The 15,259-nt window shown below is 61.7% G+C and carries 13 protein-coding genes; 10 read left to right on the top strand and 3 right to left on the bottom strand.

What is annotated here, in order from left to right; translation table 11 throughout:
- Positions 1 to 108: 108 nt before the first annotated feature.
- Positions 109 to 1,029 (bottom strand): LysR family transcriptional regulator, encoded by a 921-nt coding sequence (locus ACP_RS16610; RefSeq protein WP_015898501.1) that lies wholly within the window; start codon positions 1,027 to 1,029, stop codon positions 109 to 111.
- Positions 1,030 to 1,339: 310 nt separating this feature from the next.
- Between ACP_RS16610 and ACP_RS16605 the strand changes: the two genes are divergently transcribed.
- The 10 genes from ACP_RS16605 to ACP_RS16560 all read left to right on the top strand — a co-directional run bounded on the left by ACP_RS16605 (position 1,340) and on the right by ACP_RS16560 (position 13,913).
- A complete protein-coding gene (locus tag ACP_RS16605) occupies positions 1,340 to 2,533 on the top strand; it encodes a 2-isopropylmalate synthase (RefSeq protein ID WP_015898500.1) in 1,194 nt (397 codons plus the stop codon).
- 48 nt (positions 2,534 to 2,581) lie between these two features.
- On the top strand, positions 2,582 to 3,685 hold the full coding sequence (leuB, locus tag ACP_RS16600) for a 3-isopropylmalate dehydrogenase (protein ID WP_015898499.1): 1,104 nt from the start codon (positions 2,582 to 2,584) through the stop codon (positions 3,683 to 3,685).
- Positions 3,686 to 3,813: 128 nt separating this feature from the next.
- Entirely contained in the window at positions 3,814 to 5,241 is a 1,428-nt protein-coding gene (leuC, locus tag ACP_RS16595) for a 3-isopropylmalate dehydratase large subunit (protein ID WP_015898498.1), read from the top strand.
- On the top strand, positions 5,241 to 5,861 hold the full coding sequence (gene leuD, locus ACP_RS16590) for a 3-isopropylmalate dehydratase small subunit (protein ID WP_015898497.1): 621 nt from the start codon (positions 5,241 to 5,243) through the stop codon (positions 5,859 to 5,861). The genes leuC and leuD overlap by 1 nt, the downstream gene beginning before the upstream one ends.
- A 156-nt stretch (positions 5,862 to 6,017) precedes the next feature.
- On the top strand, positions 6,018 to 7,706 hold the full coding sequence (gene ilvD, locus ACP_RS16585; protein ID WP_015898496.1) for a dihydroxy-acid dehydratase: 1,689 nt from the start codon (positions 6,018 to 6,020) through the stop codon (positions 7,704 to 7,706).
- 162 nt (positions 7,707 to 7,868) lie between these two features.
- Positions 7,869 to 9,692, top strand: coding sequence for a biosynthetic-type acetolactate synthase large subunit (gene ilvB / locus ACP_RS16580; protein ID WP_083770649.1), 1,824 nt, complete (start codon positions 7,869 to 7,871; stop codon positions 9,690 to 9,692).
- A 161-nt stretch (positions 9,693 to 9,853) separates the two neighbouring features.
- Positions 9,854 to 10,468, top strand: coding sequence for an acetolactate synthase small subunit (gene ilvN / locus ACP_RS16575; RefSeq protein ID WP_015898494.1), 615 nt, complete (start codon positions 9,854 to 9,856; stop codon positions 10,466 to 10,468).
- Between the two features lie 154 nt (positions 10,469 to 10,622).
- Positions 10,623 to 11,669 carry a ketol-acid reductoisomerase gene (gene ilvC, locus ACP_RS16570; RefSeq protein ID WP_015898493.1) on the top strand — a complete coding sequence of 349 codons (1,047 nt, stop codon included), beginning with the start codon at positions 10,623 to 10,625 and terminating at the stop codon, positions 11,667 to 11,669.
- A 258-nt stretch (positions 11,670 to 11,927) separates the two neighbouring features.
- Positions 11,928 to 12,305, top strand: coding sequence for a DUF4174 domain-containing protein (locus ACP_RS16565; protein WP_169306005.1), 378 nt, complete (start codon positions 11,928 to 11,930; stop codon positions 12,303 to 12,305).
- Between the two features lie 189 nt (positions 12,306 to 12,494).
- The gene (locus ACP_RS16560; RefSeq protein ID WP_041840442.1) at positions 12,495 to 13,913 is read left to right on the top strand and encodes a sensor histidine kinase; all 1,419 of its coding nucleotides are present in this window, start codon (positions 12,495 to 12,497) and stop codon (positions 13,911 to 13,913) included.
- A gap of 41 nt (positions 13,914 to 13,954) precedes the next feature.
- Here the strand turns inward: ACP_RS16560 and ACP_RS16555 are convergent, their stop codons facing one another.
- Together ACP_RS16555 and ACP_RS16550 are read right to left on the bottom strand one after the other, a co-directional pair.
- Positions 13,955 to 14,530, bottom strand: a complete 576-nt coding sequence (locus ACP_RS16555) for an NAD(P)H-dependent oxidoreductase (protein WP_015898490.1) — start codon at positions 14,528 to 14,530, stop codon at positions 13,955 to 13,957.
- Positions 14,531 to 14,651: 121 nt separating this feature from the next.
- Positions 14,652 to 15,257, bottom strand: coding sequence for a hypothetical protein (locus tag ACP_RS16550; protein ID WP_015898489.1), 606 nt, complete (start codon positions 15,255 to 15,257; stop codon positions 14,652 to 14,654).
- Between the last annotated feature and the right edge of the window lie 2 nt (positions 15,258 to 15,259).

Raw genomic sequence — 15,259 nt, 5'->3', positions numbered from 1 at the left:
CAGGCTGCAAGCCTCTCGGGCTGTTTCGGAGAAATCGTGAGCCTTGCTGGTGTTCCGCCCACCCGCTCATTGTACCTGCCGCGAGGCATTCGGTAAGAGGGGGAAACGCTAATCTTGCTCAATCCGGTAAAGGAATGGGTTCCCCCGCTCGGCGGCGATGCGCTCGACAACGCGCAAAAAGGCGGCTCCGGCATGGGAAATGCGCACCCCGCGCCGCTGGACGAGCCACAGGGTGCGGGTGATGGCGATCTCTGGAATGGGCACGTGGATGAGCTCACCCCGGCGCAACTCCGGCTCGACGGTGAGCGTGGGGACGAGCGCCACACCGTTACCGAGGCCCACGTAACGCTTGACGGCTTCAAGGCTGGGCAGCTCGACGCCAATGTTGAGAGGCGTCTGGTGGACGGCAAAAACCTCAATGATGCGCTGGCGTAGCGGCGAGGCGACGTTATGGGCGACGAAGTTTTCCGCGCCGAGTTCCCGGATGGGGACCTCGGAGAGCCGGGCCAGAGGATGCTCGGGGCTCATGACGAAGGCTGCTCCGTCAGAGTAGACGGCGGTGGCCTGGAACTGCGCGCGATCGGGCCGGAAAGTGATGATGCCAAACTCGACCGAGCGCTCCAGCAGATGCTCGGGAATGCGGCTGGCCAGTGAGCGTTGCACCGTGACGCCAATCTGCGGGCAGACGCGGCGGAACTCATCGAGCACCGGCAGCAGATAAAGACAGGTGTATTCGTTGGCGGCGATGACGAGACGGCCGCGCTCGAGCGATTGCAGCTCCTCGATGGCGATCTGGGCCTCGGCGCGCAGGCGTAACAGGCGCTCGGCGTAGCTGCGCAAGAGCTCTCCTGCGCTGGTGAGCGTGCCTTCGCGGCTGGTGCGCTCAAAGAGCTGCTCGCCCAGCTCCTCTTCGAGCTTGCGGATCGTCTGGCTGACGGCCGGTTGCGTGCGGTGCAGACGCGTGGCGGCGCGGGAGAAGCCGCGCTCCTCGACGACGGCGAGAAAGGTTTCGAGCTGCCAGAGATCCATAAGGAGAAAACCTCAAATCATGTTCAGGCTCGCAGTGTATTACTTTTTTCTATGATTTTTATAAAAATTATCCATTTGCATTATGGAGCGGCAGTGGGCAGACTGTTGTTAGTGCCGGATGCGACGGTTGAGCGGTAATGGTTGAGAGTTGAACTACCCTACTCAAGCCATGCCCCACTCAAGCCAACACGGTGCTTGCATGGGGCACCCGCTGAACTCGGGCCGGGATGACAAGTTCGTGAACGGGATGACGGGTGGATGGCTCGCTTCCCGATGAGTTGGACGAGTTTTTGATTTGTGAAGGTTTGTGATGACACAAGATCGCCTCTATTTCTTCGATACGACGCTTCGCGATGGGGAACAGGCCCCCGGCTGCAGCATGACTGCCGCAGAGAAGCTGCAGATGGCCCGAACGCTCGAAAACCTGGGCGTGGACATTCTGGAAGCAGGCTTTGCCGCCGCCTCGGACGGGGACTTTGAAGCGATTCGCACGATTGCGAGCGAAGTGCGCGGTCCCAGCGTGGCGTCGCTGTCGCGCTCGCGCAAGGAAGACATTGTGCGCGCCGCGCAGGCGGTGGAAACCGGCTCGAAGCCGCGCATTCACATCTTTCTGGCCAGCTCGGACATTCACCTTGAGTACAAGCTGAAGATCAGCCGCGCCGAAGCACTGGAGCAGGCGGGCTCTTCTGTAAGGCTGGCACGGCAGTATGTGGACTATGTGGAGTTTTCTCCGGAAGACTCGACGCGCACCGATCTCGACTTTTTGTGCGAGATGGTGAAGGTGGCCATCGAGGCCGGAGCGACGACGATCAACCTGCCGGACACGGTGGGCTACGCGGTGCCGAATGAGTATGGCGCGATGTTTCGCACGGTGCTTGCGAAGGTGCCGGGCGCGGACAAGGTGATCTTGTCCGCGCACACGCATGATGATCTTGGCCTGGCGACCGCCAACGCGCTGGCGGCGATTGAAGCCGGTGCGCGGCAGGTGGAGTGCACCATCAACGGCATTGGAGAGCGCGCGGGCAATGCGGCGCTCGAAGAGATTGCCGCGGCGCTTCACGTGCGGAAGGACAAGTATCCGGTGGAGCACGGAATTCAGTTGGAGAAGCTGTATCCGGCGAGCCAGCAACTGGGGCAGACGATCAGCTTTGGCCCCTCGCCCAACAAGGCGATTGTGGGCGCGAATGCCTTTGCGCATGAGGCGGGCATTCATCAGCATGGCGTGCTGTCGAATCCGCTGACGTACGAGATCATTACGCCCTCGGCGGTAGGCGTGCCGTCGAATCGCATGGTGCTCGGCAAGCACTCTGGCCGCGCGGCGCTGAAGGCGCGGCTGAAGGACCTGGGCTATGTGCTGGGGCCGGAAGATATTGAGGAAACCTATCACGCCTTCACAGCGCTGGCCGACCGCAAGAAGGCGGTGTATGACCAGGACTTGATCAACCTGGTGGCGCACCACCAGCGGCATGCGGATCTTGTGCCGGAAGTTCCGGCGAATTCGTAACCATACTTATCCCTTTTAGCAGGAACCACAATACAGACGAGGCAGTGGATGAAGTTGCAGATTTTGGTTGTCGCGGGTGATGGCATTGGGCCGGAAGTAACCGGCGAGGCAGTAAAGATTTTGAAGGCCGTGGGAGAGCTGGGCGGCCATGACTTTACCTTTCGTGAAGCGCTGATTGGCGGCGTGGCGATCAAGGCCAAGGGCACTCCGCTGCCGGCTGAGACGCTGGATGTGGCGCTTGAAAGCGACGCGGTGTTTCTGGGCGCGGTGGGCGGCAATGAGTTCAATTCCCTGCCCCCGGATCGCCGGCCGGAAGCGGGTCTGCTGCAGCTGCGGCAGGCGCTGGGCGGCTTTGCGAATCTGCGGCCCTCATTTGCGTATTCGGCGCTGACGCAGAACTCGCCGCTGCGGCCCGAGGTGGTGGACGGCGCGGACATTCTGTTTGTGCGCGAGCTGCTGGGCGGACTTTATTTTGGCGAGCCGCGCGCGTGGGATCGCGAGGCAGGCTCGGCATGGAACACGATGCGGTATACGCGCGAAGAGGTGATTCGCGTGGCGCGCATTGCGTTTGAGCTGGCCGGGAAGCGGCGCAAGAAGCTGACGTCAGTGGACAAGGCCAACGTGCTCGAGGTTTCGCAGCTCTGGCGCGCTACCGTCACCGAGGTAGCCCAGCAGTATCCCGACGTGACGCTGGAACACCAGTATGTGGATGCGTGCTCGATGCACCTGATGAATACGCCGCGCAACTTTGACGTGGTGCTGACGGAGAACCTCTTCGGCGACATTCTTTCAGACGAGGCGGCGGTGATCACGGGCTCGCTCGGCATGCTGCCCTCGGCAACGATTGGCGGACAGGTGAACCTGTATGAGCCGGTGCATGGCTCGGCGCCGGACATTGCTGGCAAGGGACTGGCGAATCCGCTGGGCGCGATTTTGACGGCTGCGATGCTGCTGCGGCACTCGGCGGGTCTGGAGCAGGATGCGGTTGCCGTGGAAGAGGCCGTGAAGTCGGTACTGATGGAAGGTTACCGTACGGCCGATCTGGCGCGGGGGCAGCAGCAGAATGTGCTCTCCACCAAGGAGATGGGCAAGCAGGTGTATCGCACGCTGTGCGAGCGGATTGACCGGAATCAGGCGCTGCACGCGGTGTAAGAGTTTTCCCGGGTCCGAAAAGACGGACCCGGGGCACCCGCAATCAAGGAACGGCCCATTCAAGCTAACAACAGGCTTGAACGGGGCACCCAATGTCTCTTTGAATTTCAAGAAGTGAAGTGAGCGTGATGGCAAAGACACTGTTTGAAAAGGTATGGGAGCAGCATCTGGTGGCCGAGCCGGCCAATGAACCGGCGCTGCTCTATATTGATCTGCACCTGGTGCATGAGGTGACCTCGCCGCAGGCCTTTGACGGGCTGCGCATGACGGGACGCAAGCTGCGGCGGCCCGATCGCACGGTGGCCACTGTGGACCATAACGTTCCGACGATTGCCGCCGACCGGCTGATCATCAAGGACGAGATTGCCGCGCGGCAGATCGATGCGCTGCGCCGCAACTGCGCCGAGTTTGGCGTGGAACTCTTTGACGTGCAGTCGCGCGAGCAAGGCATTGTGCATGTGATTGGTCCGGAGCTGGGACTGACGAAGCCGGGCATGACGATTGTGTGCGGCGACTCGCACACCTCGACGCATGGCGCCTTTGGTGCGCTGGCGTTTGGCATTGGCACCTCAGAAGTTGAGCATGTGATGGCGACGCAGTGCCTGCCGCAGGGCCGCCCGAAGACCTTTCGCATTTCGGTCGAAGGCGAGCTGCCCGAGGGCGTGACGGCCAAGGACATTGTGCTCGGCATCATTGGCCGCATTGGCACCGATGGTGCGACCGGCTACGTGATTGAGTATGCCGGATCGGCGATTCGCTCGCTCTCGATGGAAGGCCGCATGACGGTCTGCAACATGAGCATTGAAGCAGGCGCGCGGGCGGGCATGATCGCTCCCGATGAGACGACCTTTGCATACCTGAAGGACCGTGAGTACTCGCCCAAGGGCAAGGCGTGGGATGAGGCCGTGGCCGCGTGGAGCGAGCTGAAGACGGATGAGGGCGCGACGTTTGATCGCGAACTGGTGATTCCGGCAATTGAGCTGACGCCTTATGTGACATGGGGCACGAATCCCGGAATGGTGATTCCGATTACGGATGAGATTCCGGGGCCGGAGACGGCGGCGAGCGAGGCCGACCAGCGCGGCATTGAGCGCGCGCTCGAGTACATGGGGCTCAAGCCGGGCACGCCGATGGAAGAAGTGGCGATTGATGTGGTCTTCATTGGCTCGTGCACGAACTCGCGCATTGAAGATTTGCGCGCGGCGGCCAAGGTGGTGACCGGTTATCGCGTGAACGAAAAGGTGCGCGCGATGGTGGTGCCGGGGTCACATCGCGTGAAGGAGCAGGCCGAACGGGAAGGTCTGGACAGGATTTTCCGCGAGGCTGGATTTGAATGGCGTGAGCCGGGATGCTCGATGTGCCTGGGGATGAATCCTGACATTTTGACGCCGGGCGAGCGCTGCGCCTCGACCAGCAACCGCAACTTTGAAGGACGCCAGGGACGCGGCGGACGCACGCACCTGGTGAGCCCGATGATGGCAGCCGCGGCGGCGATCACGGGACACTTCTCTGACATCAGAACGTGGGAATTCAAGGGCGAGGAGGTGCTGGCCTGATGCAACCGTTTCGTACTCTGCACTCGACGGTGACGCCGCTCGATCGCGTCAATGTGGACACTGACCAGATTATTCCCAAGCAGTTTTTGAAGCGCATTGAGCGCACGGGCTACGGGGAGTTTCTGTTTTTTGACTGGCGGCAGGACCCGGCATTTGAGCTGAACCAGCCGCGCTACAAGGGTTCGCAGATTCTGGTGGCGAACAAGAACTTCGGCTGCGGATCTTCGCGCGAACATGCCGCATGGGCGCTCGGCGACTTTGGATTTCGCTGCGTCATTTCGTCATCGTTTGCCGATATCTTTCACTCGAATGCGGGAAAGAACGGCATTCTGCTGGTGAAGCTGTCGGAGGGTGACGTGAATACGCTTCTGGAGCGCGCGCAGAAGACTCAAGGCTATTCACTCACGGTTTCACTCGAAGAGCAGACGGTGAAGGATGGGCAGGGGTTCTCGGACAGCTTTGAGATCGATGCCTTTCGACGCTATTGCCTGCTCGAAGGGCTGGACGATATCGGGCTGACGATGCGCTACCAGGACAAGCTGGATGCTTTTGAGAAAGAGCATGACGGGAAGTTCTGGCTGGCTCCTCGTGGAGGACTGGCCGCTTCACGGACGAGTTGAAGCCCCCCTTCAGAGACGGCGACCCCACTCAAGCCAACGACGGGCTTGAATGGGGCACCCACAGGGTTCTTTTCATCCCAGGTCGCGCACACGGACCTGGGGCACCCCAAATGATTCCTTTGCGGAACATGCATTCGTAACCGGGAAAGATACAGAATGAGCAGCGAACAGAACGGATCGGCGAAGAAGAACAGTGTGGCCCTCACGGAAGGGCCGAACCGCGCCCCGGCGCGCGCCATGTTGCGCGCGATTGGCTTTACCCGCGATGACCTGCGCAAGCCCATCATCGGCATTGCGAATACGTGGACCGAGATTGGCCCCTGCAACTTTCACCTGCGGCAGATTGCCGAGGCCGTGAAGCAAGGCATTCGCGAAGCGGGCGGCACGCCGATGGAGTTCAACACGGTGACGATTTCAGACGGCATCACGATGGGCACCGAAGGCATGAAGGCCTCGCTGGTGAGCCGCGAAGTGATTGCCGACTCGATTGAACTGGTCACGCGCGGCAACCTTTTTGACGGCCTCGTCTGCATTGCGGGCTGTGACAAGAATCTGCCGGGCACGGTGATGGCGCTGGCGCGGCTCGATGTGCCGGGGCTGATGCTGTATGGCGGCTCGATTGCGCCAGGACACCTGAACGGCAAGGATCTCACGGTGCAGGATGTATTCGAGGCCGTGGGCTCCCATGCCGCAGGTAAGCTGGATGACGCGGGCCTGGAGGCAGTGGAAGCGAATGCCTGCCCAGGCGCGGGCGCGTGCGGCGGACAGTTCACGGCGAACACGATGGCGATGGCCTGCGAGTTCATGGGCATTTCGCCGATGTCGATCTCTGGCGTGCCGGCGTTTCTGCCCGAGAAGCTGGCGAGTGCGAAAGAAGCCGGAAAGCTGGTGCTGGAGTTGGCGAAGCGCGATCTGCGCCCGAGCCAGTTGATCACGAAGGAGTCGCTTGAAAATGCAATTGCCAGCGTGGCGGCTTCGGGCGGTTCGACGAATGCGGTGCTGCACTTTCTGGCGATTGCTCATGAGCGCGGCATTGCCCTGTCGATTGATGATTTCGACCGCATCAGCGAGAAGACTCCCCTGCTCTGCGACATGAAGCCGGGCGGCAAGTATGTGGCTGCGGATTACCAGAAAGCGGGCGGCAGCCGGTTGCTGGCGAAGCGCCTGATCGAGGGCGGATACATCCACAGCGACTGCCTCAATGCGAGCGGGCGCACGCTGGCCGAAGAGGCTGCGCTGGCCGTGGAAGAGCCGGGACAAAAAGTAATCTTTCCAGCTACAAATGCGCTGAAACCCACGGGCGGCCTGGTGATCCTCAAGGGCAATCTTGCTCCTGAAGGTTGCGTGATCAAGGTCGCCGGGCACAGCCGCCTCACGCATCGTGGACCAGCGCGGGTGTTTGATCGCGAGCAGGATGCGTTTGCGGCGGTAGAGAACGGCAGCATTCAGCCCGATGACGTGATGGTGATTCGCTATGAGGGGCCGAAGGGTGGTCCGGGCATGCGCGAGATGCTCGGCGTGACGGCGGCGATTGCCGGCATTCCGGCACTGAGCGAGACGGTGGCTCTGCTGACGGATGGGCGCTTCTCGGGCGCGACACGCGGGTTGATGGCGGGCCATGTGTCTCCTGAAGCCGCGGTGCGCGGGCCGATTGCGGCGGTGCGCAATGGCGACATGATTCACTTCGATATTCCAAACCGCAGGCTCGATGTGGAACTAACGGACGCACAAATTGAGGAACGCCTGAAGGACTGGAAGGAACCTGCGCCGCATTTTTCGCGGGGTGTGTTCAAGAAGTATGTGGATACGGTGTCGTCGGCGGCGCGGGGCGCGGTAACGAACTAGAAGGATGGGCCGTCCCGGGTCCGAACGCACGGACCCGGGGCACCCCGATCATAGTTCACCCACTCAAGCCAACAACGGGTTTGCATGGGGCACCCGATTACGAAACGAAGTGCAGGACTCAAGACAAGGGTCTGTGGACGCGAGGATTGAGGAGAGAGATTGATGCGCGAGGCAAAGGAACCTGCGATTTTGAGCCGTAAGGAAAGCAGTGCGGCGAAGGAGAAGAAGGCGGCGGCCGCAGGCGCGGACCCCAGAACGAACGCCGAGTCTGCCAAGCTTACGGGCGCGGAGATTCTGTGGGCTGTGCTGGCGGGCGAGGGCGTGGATACGGTCTTCGGGTATCCGGGCGGCGCGATTCTGCCGGTGTATGACGCGCTCAGGAAGTTTCCGATTCGGCATGTGCTGGTGCGGCATGAGCAGGGCGCGGTACACATGGCCGATGGCTATGCGCGCGCCTCGGGCAAGGTGGGCGTAGCCGTGGCCACGAGCGGGCCGGGCGCAACCAACATGGTGACGGGGCTGGCGACGGCGATGCTCGACTCGATTCCGCTGGTGTGCATCAGCGGCCAGGTTTCGAGCAAGGTGCTGGGCTCGGATGCCTTTCAAGAAGTGGACATCACGGGCGTGACGCTGCCGGTGACCAAGCACAGCTACCTGATCACGCGCGCGGAAGACATTGCTCCGGCGCTGCGCGAGGCTTTTCTGATTGCGAGTTCAGGTCGGCCCGGGCCGGTGCTGCTCGACATCACCAAGGATGCGCAGCAGGCTGTGGCGGACTACGATTTTGAGGCGGCGGCGGCTGAAGCGCGGCGGCATCATCCGATGCGGCGCGTGGAAGAGGATGCCGTGTCGCAGGCAACAGAGCTGATTCGCAATGCGAAGCGGCCTGTGATTCTGGCCGGGCACGGCGTACTGCAGTCGGGCGCGGAGGAGCAGGTGCGCACGCTGGCCGAGCGCATGCAGATTCCGGTGGCGCAGACGCTGCTGGGGCTGGGTGGATTTCCGGCGACGCATCCTCTCTCGCTGGGCATGATGGGCATGCATGGCGAGTCGTGGGTGAATGAGGCGATTCAGAAAGCGGATCTGCTGATTGCCTGCGGCATGCGCTTTGATGACCGCGTGACGGGCACGCTGGCAACCTATGCGCCGAATGCGAAGAAGATTCACATCGAGATCGATCCGTCTGAGATCAACAAGAATGTAAAGGCCGATGTGGCGCTGATTGGCGACCTGGCCGAGGTGCTGGAGCAGTTGCTGCCGAGGCTGGCGGCGCGCAAGGATTCGCCATGGCTGCGCGAGATTGCCGCGAGCAAGGGCAGCGCGGCGGTGCGCGACATTACGAATATTCCGGACAACGGACACCTGTATGCGGCGCATGTGATTCATGACATCTGGCGCGTGACCGATGGCAAGGCGATTGTCGTCACCGATGTGGGCCAGCACCAGATGTGGGAGGCGCAGTACTACAAGCACGATGAGCCGCGGACACTGATTACCTCAGGCGGTCTGGGCACGATGGGCTTTGCGCTGCCGGCCGCGATTGGCGCGAAGATTGCCTGCCCCGAGCGCGAGGTGTGGGTGGTGGCCGGCGATGGCGGCTTCCAGATGACGGCCGCCGAGCTTTCCACCGCGGCGCAGGAGAATGTGGACCTGAACATCGCGGTGATCAACAACGGCTATCTCGGCATGGTGCGGCAGTGGCAGGAGTTCTTCTATGAGAAGAACTACGAGTCGTCGCCCATTCTGAGCCCGGATTTTGTGAAGCTGGCCGAGGCGCATGGTATTCGCGGCGCGGCGGTAAAGACGCGGCCAGAAGTGGTGCCGACGGTGGAAGAAGCGCGGAAGACGAAGGCGCCGTTTTTGATCAACTTCATGGTGGAGAAGGAAGACTCGGTGTACCCGATGATTCCGACCGGCGCGGCGCTGCATGAGATGATTCGCCGGCCAGAGCACAACCCGCTGGTGGAGACGGCGGAGGAGCAGTAGGAAGAAGCCGCCAGGTAAGAGACCGCCAGGGGAAAGACGGCCAGCAGCCAGGCTTGTTGTTCGACTGGCTGCACCCCCTCTGACTGATTTGTCGCTGCTGGCTTTCTTCCCGACGGCTCGCAAGGTTGTAACGCTGCACTCACTTTTCGCAAGAGGCTTGTATGTTGCACACATTTGTTGCACTCGTCGAAGACAAACCGGGCGTGCTGACGCGCGTGGCATCGCTGTTCCGCCGGTTGAACATCAATATTGTTTCGCTCACGGTGGGCCGCTCAGAGCGCGCCGATGTTTCGCGCATCACGATTGTGGCCGAGGCGTCGCCGACTGCGGGCCATCGCATCATGGCGAGCCTCTATAAGCTGGAAAACGTGTTGGAGGTGGATGACCTGGGGCAGCTCTCCTGCGTGACGCGCGAGTTGGCGCTGATCAAGGTGGCGGCCAATGTGCAAACGCGCTCGCACATCTTTGAGCTGGCCGAGGTCTTTCGCGCGCGCATTGTCGATCTGGCGCCCGAGTCGCTGATGATCGAGCTGACGGGTGTAGAGAGCAAGATTGAAGGGCTGATCCAGGTACTGACCGAGAGCGGCGACCAGATATTGGAAGTGGCACGCACGGGCCGCATGGTGATGCGGCGCGGGCAGCACACCAGCCGCGTGCTTGAAGCCATGCGGCTCGCCGGCATGGACACCGATGGCACTGAACGCAAGAGCGATGGCGGTGCGAATGAAGGACTGGCGGAGGAAGAAGAATTGCCGCTGCCGATGGGCGAGGAGTAGCGGGAGGCCTTCCCAGGTCCGAACAGACGGACCTGGGGCACCCGGCGAAGAGTGATGAAACTATCCCACGCAAGCCAACACCGGGCTTGCATGGGGCACCGAACTGAGATTTGTAACCAGAGATTTGTAACTAAAAAAGAGGAAAATACGACTCATGGCGAAGACTTATTACGATCACGATGCCGACCTGGCACTCATTCAACAGAAAAAGGTTGCCATTATCGGTTACGGCTCGCAGGGCCACGCACATGCGCTCGGCCTGAAGGACTCAGGCGTGGAAGTGCGCGTGGGACTGGCGCCCAACAGCCGCTCGATTGAGAAGGCAAAGAAGGCCGGTCTGGAAACGGGCACTGTCGCCGAGGTGGCGGCATGGGCCGATGTGATCATGATTCTGGCTCCGGACACGGCGCAGGCCGCGATCTATGAAGAGTCAATTGCGCCGCACCTCAAGGCGGGCAAGACGCTGATGTTCGCGCATGGGTTCAACATTCGCTACGACGCGATTCAACCGCCGAAGGATGTGGATGTGTCGCTGGTGGCTCCTAAGGCCCCGGGGCACCGCGTGCGCGAGGTGTTTGTGGAAGGCGGCGGCACGCCGGGTCTGGTGGCCGTGCATCAGGATGCGTCAGGGCAGGCGCTGGCGCTGGCGCTGGCTTATGCCAAAGCAATTGGCTGCACCCGCGCGGGCGTGCTGGAGACGACCTTCAAGGAAGAGACCGAAACCGACCTCTTTGGCGAACAGGCTGTGCTTTGCGGCGGCACTGCCGCGCTGGTGAAGGCAGGCTTTGAGACGCTGGTGAATGCCGGCTATCAGCCCGAGGTGGCCTACTTTGAGTGCCTGCACGAGCTGAAGCTGATTGTTGACCTGATGTATCGCGGCGGCCTGGCATACATGCGCTACTCCATCTCGGACACGGCGGAGTGGGGCGACTACGTGGCCGGCCCGCGCATTGTGACCGATGAGACCCGTGCGGCGATGAAGAAGCTGCTGACCGATATTCAGGACGGCACCTTTGCCAAGCGCTGGATTGAAGAGAACAAGACGGGCCGCAAGGAGCTGGACGCGATTCGCGCTCAGGAAGCCAAGCACCCGATCGAGACGGTGGGCGAGAAGCTGCGCGCGGCGATGCCCTTCCTCGATCCGGTAACGGTGAAGGATGGCTACCCGCAGCCTGCGGGAGCAAAGCCGAAGGAAGCTTAGGAGTGGACGTCCCGGGTCCGGACACACGGACCTGGGACACCTGTATACAACTTTCCTTTCCGGCACAGCATCGATTGATGATGTAAGGGCAGCGCTCGACCGCTGCCTTCTCTTTTTGTTGGAATAGTAAATATGAGGCTTTCGAAGTGCGCGGCCATGGCGCTTGCGCTTTTTTTCTGTGGTTCTGTTTTATGTCCTTCAGTGTTGCGTGCGCAGGCCATGCTGAGTTGCAAGGTGCAGCCGGCGAATTTGGCGGAGATGAAGAATTGCTGGCGTCCGCTGCTGGTCTTCAGCCCCTCTGACACGGACGCGCGGCTGAAGCAGCAGGAACAGATGCTCGACGCCGATGCAGACGACATGATGGACCGTTTTGTGCTGTTCACGCCCATCGTTCCTCGGGCGAAGCAGGTGCCGACGCCTCTGGACGCGCCTTGGACATTGCTGGCGGAAAACCAGATGCAGGCCGTGCGAGAGAAGTTCCATGTTCCCGTGAACCGCTTTGAGGTGATGCTGCTGGGTGAAGACGGCAAGCCCAAGCTGGTGCGGGATGTGCCCATCGCCACCGGCGAGCTGAATGCGCTGATTGACACCATGCCGAGGCGCAAGCTCGAAGAGGTGCGCCGGGGCGCAAACTGACGCCATCAGGAGCGCGGCGAAGACGGCGCGAATTTTCCGGCAGGTGAAAAATCCCTCGCCATCAAGGCATTCCCCGTTTACTGCGTCAACAAATCCTTTTGCGTGTCATACCAAGCAGTTCCCGGCGGATTCGTCGCGGCGCGGCCCGGCATCGGTTAACATCGCTGCATGCAGGTCTCCTCCATTCCCATGCCTGAGTTCGTGCCGGTGGACCCCACACCGGTGCCGGAGCTGGTCGCCGCGTTGAAGCGTGTGAGCGCGCTGCAAGGCATGAGCGAGGAAGAGTACCTGTGGCTGGCAGAGAACGGCCTGGAACGCTGCGCGCGGGCGGGCTCGATTCTGTTTCGCGCCGGTGAGACAGCCGACGCGATGACCATTTTGCTGCAGGGCGAGATTCAGGTGCATCGGGACCATAGCGGGCCGATGGCCATTTTTATTGGGCGGGCCGGACAGATTACCGGACTGTTGCCTTTCTCTCGCATGAAGACTTACGGCGGGCGCGGACAGGCGACCACAGATGTGTGGGCGCTGCAGTATCCGCGGGAGATGTTTGACGAGATGATTCGGGCCGTACCCTCGATGGTGCAGCGCTCGGTCTCAGTGCTGGTGGACCGCGCGCGCGAGGTGACGCGGCTGGAGCAGCAGGCAGAGAAGCTGGCGGCGCTGGGCAAGCTGGCGGCCAATCTGGCGCATGAGCTGAATAATCCGGCCTCGGCCGCGCAGCGCTCGGCAGCGGGTCTGCTGAGCGAGCTGAAGGTCTATGGACGGCATAAATTTGACCTCGGCAGCTTGTGCCTGGACGAGGCGCGCCTGAAGGCGCTGCACGGATGGCAGCGCGCGATTGTGGAACGCTCCCAGGCATCGAAGGATGAGCCCTGGACCGTGGAAGAGGAACAACTGCTCAACTGGCTGCAGGCGCACTCCATTGAGGATGCCTGGAAGATCTGCCCGGACCTGTGCGAGGCGCGGGTTACTGTTGCGGACCTGGAGGAACTGGACGGTCTGATGGGGCATACCTCCCTGTCGATTGTGCTGGGGCAGTTTGCCTCCTCACGGCGCACCGAGCGCATGGCGCAGGCCATGGTGGACTCGACGGCACGCATCTTTGATCTGATTGCCGCGATCAAGGACTACTCCTACATGGATCAGGCGCCGATTCAGGACGTGGATGTTCCCCAGTCGCTGGAGACGACGCTGGTGATGATGCAGTCGCGGCTGGGCCATACGTCGATTGAGCGGAACTTTCAGCCAGGACTGCCGCGCATTTCGGCTTATGGCAGCGAGTTGAACCAGGTATGGACAGCGGTTCTGGAAAACGCGCTGGAGGCGACTCACGGCGAGGGATGCATCCGGCTGAATGTGAAGCACGAGGGCGAGGCGGTCGTCGTGGAAATCCAGGACGACGGGCCGGGCATTGCCCCGGAGATTCAGGACAGGATCTTTGAGCCTTTCTTCTCGACGAAGGCTCCGGGGGACGGCCTGGGACTCGGCCTGGACACGGTGCAACGCATTGTGCGGCGTCACCGGGGCTTTGTGACGGTGACCTCAGAGCCGGGCTCGACGTGCTTTCAGGTCCGCCTGCCGATTGAGCCGCTGCAGGCGTACTGAGGACTCTCTTCCGCTGACTCCAGCCACGTTTCCGCGCGCCATCAGGCGGCACGCCGGCCTAATTCCTCCATGCGGTTGAGCCAGTGGGAGCGGCCACGGTGACCGATCGCCTCCACACGACCGATGAGTTGCACTCGCGTGGGGTGTACCCCGATGTGCCAAAGAACGAAGTTCCTGAGAATTCGGAGCGCGTGCGGGCCATACCAGCATCGGTAAGCCAGCGCGGGCATGCCCATGGTCATGACGATCAAGCCTGATTTGCCTTTGAGCGGCTGCGGGAAGCTCTGCTTCCGGCGTTCTGCCTCGCAGTACTCCGGCTGAAAGATGCGCTCGATGAACCCGTTGAGGATCGCGGGCATATTGCCCATCCAGAGCGGAAAGACAATCACCAGATGATCGGCGGCCACAAGCGCGCCATGCACCTTCTCCAGATCAGGCTCAAGCGGCTGCGGGCGTGAGAAGCCCTCGTGGAGAATGGGGTCGAAGGCAAGCTTGCTCAGCACGAAAAGCTGTACCTCATGTCCCGCAAGCCGGGCGCCACAGGCGTAGCTTTCGGCGAGCGCTTCGCCATACGTCTCTTTTCGGGCATGGCCGACGAGAATCACGATACGCGCCATCGAAGTCCATCCTTGCTGCAGAACGCCAGGGGTCTCGATTACGCCCTCACCTTAAAGCGCGTTTCACGAGGCGGCGGTGACGCGGATCACGCAGAATGAGACCGCGTGAAACCCTCAAGCGCTACTTGAGGTGTTCTCGGACAAATGACACTAATTCAGAGCTATAAAACTGCGGGGAGGAAACTGCAAACTGCGGCTTGCCTGCGAGCAGTTTCGCCGAGATGCCCTGCCATTGGGGGGACAGTTCGCGGCCAGCGTCGTTGAGCAGGATGGCATCAGCACGGTCGAGATAGCGGCGCGCGGAGTCTTTGAAGTCGGCCGTGGAGCGATCCAGAACCGTCAGGTAGAGATCGGGGCGAAGGAACTGGAGGACGCTGTTGGATTCGAGGATGGCGTTTGGGGCCTGGTTGAGTTCCTGACGGAGGCGCTGCATGGCCTCGGCAAGATGCCCAATGCGCGTGCGCACCCAGAGGACGCGGGCGGCTCCCGCAGCGAGAAAGCGGCTGGTGTCAGTGCCGGAGCCGGGATCGCGCTCGACGGTGATGGCCAGGGCGTGATCGGCCGTCTGGCATTCACAGGGCTCACCGTTGGCGGTGCAGAAGCCGTGGCCGTACTGGGTGATTTTTACGGCGGTCCATTGCCGCTCGGGCATCGCGGCGATGAGATTGGCGACGACTGAGGTCTTGCCGATGTTGCGGGAGTGGCCGCCGACGACGACGATGGCCATGA

Origin of the sequence: Acidobacterium capsulatum ATCC 51196, assembly GCF_000022565.1 — a bacterium.
GTDB classification, from domain to species: Bacteria; Acidobacteriota; Terriglobia; order Terriglobales; family Acidobacteriaceae; genus Acidobacterium; species Acidobacterium capsulatum.
This window is presented reverse-complemented; position numbering and strand designations above follow the sequence as displayed.

Coding starts and splice junctions, on each gene's coding strand:
- ACP_RS16555 (WP_015898490.1), bottom strand. CDS start 14,530: ATGGCGCGTATCGTGATTCTCGTCGGCCATGCCCGAAAAGAGACGTAT.
- leuD (WP_015898497.1), top strand. CDS start 5,241: ATGCAACCGTTTCGTACTCTGCACTCGACGGTGACGCCGCTCGATCGC.
- ACP_RS16610 (WP_015898501.1), bottom strand. CDS start 1,029: ATGGATCTCTGGCAGCTCGAAACCTTTCTCGCCGTCGTCGAGGAGCGC.
- ilvN (WP_015898494.1), top strand. CDS start 9,854: ATGTTGCACACATTTGTTGCACTCGTCGAAGACAAACCGGGCGTGCTG.
- ilvC (WP_015898493.1), top strand. CDS start 10,623: ATGGCGAAGACTTATTACGATCACGATGCCGACCTGGCACTCATTCAA.
- ilvB (WP_083770649.1), top strand. CDS start 7,869: ATGCGCGAGGCAAAGGAACCTGCGATTTTGAGCCGTAAGGAAAGCAGT.
- ACP_RS16565 (WP_169306005.1), top strand. CDS start 11,928: ATGAAGAATTGCTGGCGTCCGCTGCTGGTCTTCAGCCCCTCTGACACG.
- ACP_RS16605 (WP_015898500.1), top strand. CDS start 1,340: ATGACACAAGATCGCCTCTATTTCTTCGATACGACGCTTCGCGATGGG.
- ilvD (WP_015898496.1), top strand. CDS start 6,018: ATGAGCAGCGAACAGAACGGATCGGCGAAGAAGAACAGTGTGGCCCTC.
- ACP_RS16550 (WP_015898489.1), bottom strand. CDS start 15,257: ATGGCCATCGTCGTCGTCGGCGGCCACTCCCGCAACATCGGCAAGACC.
- ACP_RS16560 (WP_041840442.1), top strand. CDS start 12,495: ATGCCTGAGTTCGTGCCGGTGGACCCCACACCGGTGCCGGAGCTGGTC.
- leuB (WP_015898499.1), top strand. CDS start 2,582: ATGAAGTTGCAGATTTTGGTTGTCGCGGGTGATGGCATTGGGCCGGAA.
- leuC (WP_015898498.1), top strand. CDS start 3,814: ATGGCAAAGACACTGTTTGAAAAGGTATGGGAGCAGCATCTGGTGGCC.